2 protein-coding genes and 1 pseudogene are annotated in these 4,815 nt (G+C 62.0%); 2 read left to right on the top strand and 1 reads right to left on the bottom strand.

The genetic code is table 11. The annotated features are described in order from the left end of the window. Positions 1-557: pseudogene (gene purH, locus ENZ75_RS21265) on the top strand (bifunctional phosphoribosylaminoimidazolecarboxamide formyltransferase/IMP cyclohydrolase); the annotation flags it as partial. A 250-nt stretch (positions 558-807) separates the two neighbouring features. Here the strand turns inward: purH and ENZ75_RS21260 are convergent. Next, positions 808-2,184 carry an MFS transporter gene (locus ENZ75_RS21260; RefSeq protein WP_063170394.1) on the bottom strand — a complete coding sequence of 459 codons (1,377 nt, stop codon included), beginning with the start codon at positions 2,182-2,184 and terminating at the stop codon, positions 808-810. A gap of 354 nt (positions 2,185-2,538) precedes the next feature. Between ENZ75_RS21260 and ENZ75_RS21255 the strand changes: the two genes are divergently transcribed. Beyond that, positions 2,539-4,683, top strand: coding sequence for a TonB-dependent siderophore receptor (locus ENZ75_RS21255; RefSeq protein WP_063169465.1), 2,145 nt, complete (start codon positions 2,539-2,541; stop codon positions 4,681-4,683). Positions 4,684-4,815: the final 132 nt, after the last annotated feature.

The raw sequence follows: 4,815 nt of genomic DNA, 5'->3' as shown, positions 1-4,815 counted from the left end.
CGGCCATCGTCGCGGCGAAGAAGAATTTGCGCCTGCTGGTCACCGGTGGGCTGCCGGATCCGCGCACGCCGGGCACGACGGTCAAATCCGTCGCCGGCGGTCTGCTCATCCAGGGCCGGGACAACGCTGTCGTCGACGACCTCGAACTGAAAGTGGTGACCAAGAGGGCGCCGACGCCGGTCGAAATGGCCGACCTGAAATTCGCCTTCCGCATCGCCAAGCACGTCAAGTCCAACGCCATCGTCTACGTCAGGGACGGCGCCACCGTCGGCATCGGCGCCGGCCAGATGAGCCGGGTCGACTCCTCACGCATCGCTGCCCGCAAGGCACTCGACGCCGCCGAGGCCGCCGGCCTTGCCGAACCGCTGACCAAGGGCTCGGTCGTCGCCTCCGACGCCTTCTTCCCCTTCGCCGACGGATTGCTGTCGGCGATCGCCGCCGGCGCCACTGCCGTTATCCAGCCGGGTGGCTCGATGAACGACAAGGACGTCATCGCCGCTGCCGACGAGCACGGCATCGCCATGGTGTTTACGGGCGTCCGGCATTTCAGGCATTGACGCACTTCTTCTTTCTCTCCTTGCGGGGTGAGAAGCGGTTCGCGCAGCAAACGAAAAGCCAATTGCTTGGCTTTTCGAGCTTCGAACGCCCTGAGCCCGCGAAGGGCCGGGCGGTGGACGATCCGCCCTGCCGGGTCCCCGCTGCTCCGCAGCGTCCCGGCGTTCGTCAGCCTTTCATCGTGCCACTGGCACGATGAATTCGCTTCGCGAACCGGCCGCTCACCCCACAGGGGGAGAAGGAAGAAAGAACTCAATCCGCCGGCCGGTCCGCTGGATAGGGCGTCTTGACCAGGATCGCCATGCCGATCCCGAGGAACAGCACGATCACCGCCATGCCGAGCCGTGCCGAGCCGCTGGCCAGGGTGACGGACGCGACCATGAACGGCGCCAGGAAACTGGTCGCCCGTCCGGCCAGCGCATAAATGCCGAAATAGCGGCCGGATTCGGCGGCCGTGACGCTGCGCGCCATGTAGGATCGCGACGACGCCTGCACCGGCCCGAAAGCCACACCGATCAACAGGCCGAAGAAGATGTAGGCCTTTTCCGCTGCCGTGCCGAACAGGCCACCGCTGTCCGGTCCAAGCATCATCCAGAGGCCGAACAAAGTATAGCCCGGTCCGGTCGAGACGATGCCGATCGTGGCGATGCTGAGCAGGACCAGCGAGATCATGACGATGGTTTTTGAGCCAAGCGCCGTATCGAGACGGGCTGCAACCAGGCAGCCGAAGATGGCGACGACGTTGAGAATGATGCCGAAAATACCGATTTCGGTGATCGACCAGTGGAACATCGCTGCTGCGAAAGTGCCCCCCAGCGCCAGCACCGCATTGACACCGTCCTGATAGATCATGCGGGCGACAAGGAAGCGGAAGATGCCGCTGCGCTTGCGCACCTCGCCCAGCGTCACTTTCAGCTCCGCCAACCCCTCTCGCACCGCAGGGCCGATCGGCAGGCCCTTGATGGCATCGGGGGTGAAAAAGAACATCGGCAGGATGAACAGGAAGTACCAGCCGGCTGACAAAGGCCCGGTTGCGCGCGCGTCCTCGCCGAGCTTCGGGTCGAGCCCAAAGAGCGGGTCGGTGCCGATGATCGTCTTGCCGGTCTCCGGCGAACCGGCCAAGCAAGCGACGACGAAGATCAGCGCGATCATGCCGCCGAGATAACCAAGGCCCCAGGCCATGTTGGAGATTCGGCCGATCTCGCTCTTCGGCACCAGGCGCGGCATCATCGAATCGTTGAACACGGTCGAAAACTCGGCCGCGACCGACGCCAGCGAAAAGAATAGCACGACCAGGAAAAGGTTCGAACCGGGGGCCGCGAACCAAAGCATGCAAAGGCAGGTGACCTTGACCGCGGCAAAGAATGCGATCCAGGGCTTGCGCGGGCCGGTCTGGTCGGCAATCGAGCCGAGGATAGGCGACAGCACGGCGATGACAAGACCGGCCGCGGCAATGCCGTAGCCCCAGGCCGCCTGGCCGGTCTCCGGATCGCTCGCCATGCGCGAGACGAAGTAAGGTCCAAAGATGAAGGTCGTCACGACCGTGAAGAACGGCTGCGCCGCCCAGTCGAACAGCATCCATCCCCAGATGCCGCGCCCGGACGCACGCTGCACTGTCTCTACCGTCATCATGATCCCTCGGCACCGGTTCCGTGTCGGGCGCCATGTCTGCATGTTTCATGCGCTCATGCAATGAACGAAGCTCGGTGCCGTACCCTTGACGCTGCCGGGCGTTCACTGTTCGAAAGCCATGCAACCGGCTTTCGTCCGCTTCGCGAACCAAGCCCGTATTTTTCTCGTGGGGGAAGTCGGACCGTAGGTCCGGCGCCGTCCTCCACCCCCTGCTTCGCAACGATTGTCGCCGGCGTGGATCTCTTGATTATTAAGTTGACTCTTTTTGTCCGCTTTGACTAATTGCGCTCGCGCAGGGCCGGAACGGTGACCGGCCGAACTGCTCGAAATTGGTCTGACAGGGAATAAGAGATGACGATTGGTCGACAGGCATTGTTGCGCATTCAGGCAAGGCGATTGATTGCGAGCAGTGCCTTGATAGCGGCATCTTTTGGAATGGTGGGGACCGGCCGGGCCCAGGACGTTTCGCCGGACGATGCAACTCAACTGGAAACGATCGTCGTCACCGGCAAGTCGGACCGCGTTGGCGGGCCCGATCAAACGATCGTCGCCAAGGATACGGCGACCGCCACCAAGACCGATACGCCGATCGTCGACGTTCCCGCCTCGGTTTCAGTTGTAACCCAAAAGGAACTGGAGGCGCGCCATGTCGAAAGCCTCCAGCAGGCCGTGGCCTACACATCCAGCGTCCTCACCGACGAGTTCGGCAACGATGACCGATACGACTATATTCGCATCCGCGGTTTCGACCAGACATCGCTCGGTACCTATCGCGACGGCTTGACGGCGCGCATCCCAGCCTGGTTCACGGCCAGCCGTCTCGAACCTTACGGACTTCAGCGCGTGGAGGTCCTAAAGGGATCGACATCGACGCTTTTTGGTCTCAACGGCCCTGGCGGATTGGTGAACGCCATTACCAAGCGGCCGCTGGACCAGAAGCAGGGGGAGATTTACACGTCCTATGGCGACGGCACCAAGGAGATTGGCGTTGATTTTGGCGGGCCGATCGACCCCGATGGCGTGTGGACCTATCGGCTTACCGGGCTGGCCAAGGATGGCGATCAAGGATGGGATTATTCCAACGACGACCGGCTTTACATCGCACCCGCGTTGACCATCAAGCCCGAGGAAGGAACCTCGCTCACCATCCTGACTGACTATTACAAGCGAGATGGCACAGGCGCACGCGGCACCCCCGCCGGCGCCAATATCGACATCGGCACCTTCCTGGGCGAGCCGGATTTCAACCGCTTCAACACCGAGCAGGTCGATATCGGCTACCAGTTCGAACATGAATTCAACGAGAATCTCACCTTCCGCTCCAATGCCCGCTACACGCATTTGAGCCTCGACTACGCCGAGGTCTACGGCGCGTCGCTTGACCCCACGGCGGACCGCACGGCATTTTCCGTCGGCGGCCTGTCCAACCGCTATGCCTTCGACAATCAGTTGCAATACGATACGGGCTGGGACCGGGTCGCCAGCAAGACGCTTGTCGGCGTCGACTACGCCAACGACAACACCCGCGAAAACATCCTCTTCGGCACTGCCGGCCCCATCGACATCGACAACCCGACCTATTGCGGTCTGTCCTGCATCAACCTCGGCCCCTATGTGAACTGGCGGGTCAAGCAGCAGGCGGTCGGTGTCTATGCCCAGGAGCAATTGACGTTTGACGACCGCTGGATCGTCACCCTGGGCGGGCGCTGGGACCGCGTGCAGACGACAGCTGATTATCTCGACCTGGGAACGCAGGACGACGACACCGCATCGGCCTTCACCAAGCGCGCCGGCCTGACCTACAAATTCACGCCGAACCTCGCGGTCTACGCCAACTATTCGGAAAGCTTCCAGCCGCTCGTGTCGCCAAGCGCCAACGGGTATGCGGTCTCGGGCTCGTTGAAGCCTCAGGAGGGCAAACAGTATGAGGCAGGCATCAAGTACAAGCCCGACGGCTTCGACGGCCTGTTCACAGCCGCGGTCTTCGACCTTACCCAAACCAATGTTCCGACCTATGTCACGCCTGTTGTCCAGCAGCAGATCGGCAAGGTTGGCGTCCGCGGCATCGAACTCGAGGGCAAGGCCGCCATCGCGGAAAACTTGAACCTGACGCTTGCCTATTCCTACTGGGATGCCGAGATCCTGGAAGACGGCATTGGCGGGAATGCCGGCAATCGGCCGCAGCGCGTTCCTCGCCACCTGGCGTCAGCCTGGGTCGACTACACGCTTCCCGAGGAAGGACCGCGTGGCGACCTGACCATCGGCGGTGGCCTGCGCTATATCGGACAAACCTACGGGGATGACGCGAACACCATTTCGATTGGCGGCTACGCACTGGTGGATGCGGCGATTAGCTACAAGATGACCAAGGACGTGACGTTGGCCTTGAACGCAACGAACCTGTTCGACCGGAAGTATCTGACAACCAGCTATTACGGGACCGAATTCTACGGCGACCGGCTGAAAATCGTCGGCACCCTCAAACATTCCTGGTGAGCTTGCTGAACGCCAAGCGCCGATAACATTGGAAAAGGCGCCACACGCACCCGACAACGCGTGTGGCAATCATCGACGGTTCACATCCCCGTCAGATCGCTCATCAGCCCCGACGCCACCGACAGCCGCGAC

This window comes from Mesorhizobium sp. M7A.F.Ca.CA.002.04.1.1, assembly GCF_004022805.1.
GTDB classification, from domain to species: Bacteria; Pseudomonadota; Alphaproteobacteria; order Rhizobiales; family Rhizobiaceae; genus Mesorhizobium; species Mesorhizobium ciceri.
This window is presented reverse-complemented; position numbering and strand designations above follow the sequence as displayed.

Excerpts from the sequence above, each read along its gene's own strand:
- ENZ75_RS21260 (WP_063170394.1), bottom strand. The coding sequence starts at position 2,184 with ATGACGGTAGAGACAGTGCAGCGTGCGTCCGGGCGCGGCATCTGGGGA.
- ENZ75_RS21255 (WP_063169465.1), top strand. The coding sequence starts at position 2,539 with ATGACGATTGGTCGACAGGCATTGTTGCGCATTCAGGCAAGGCGATTG.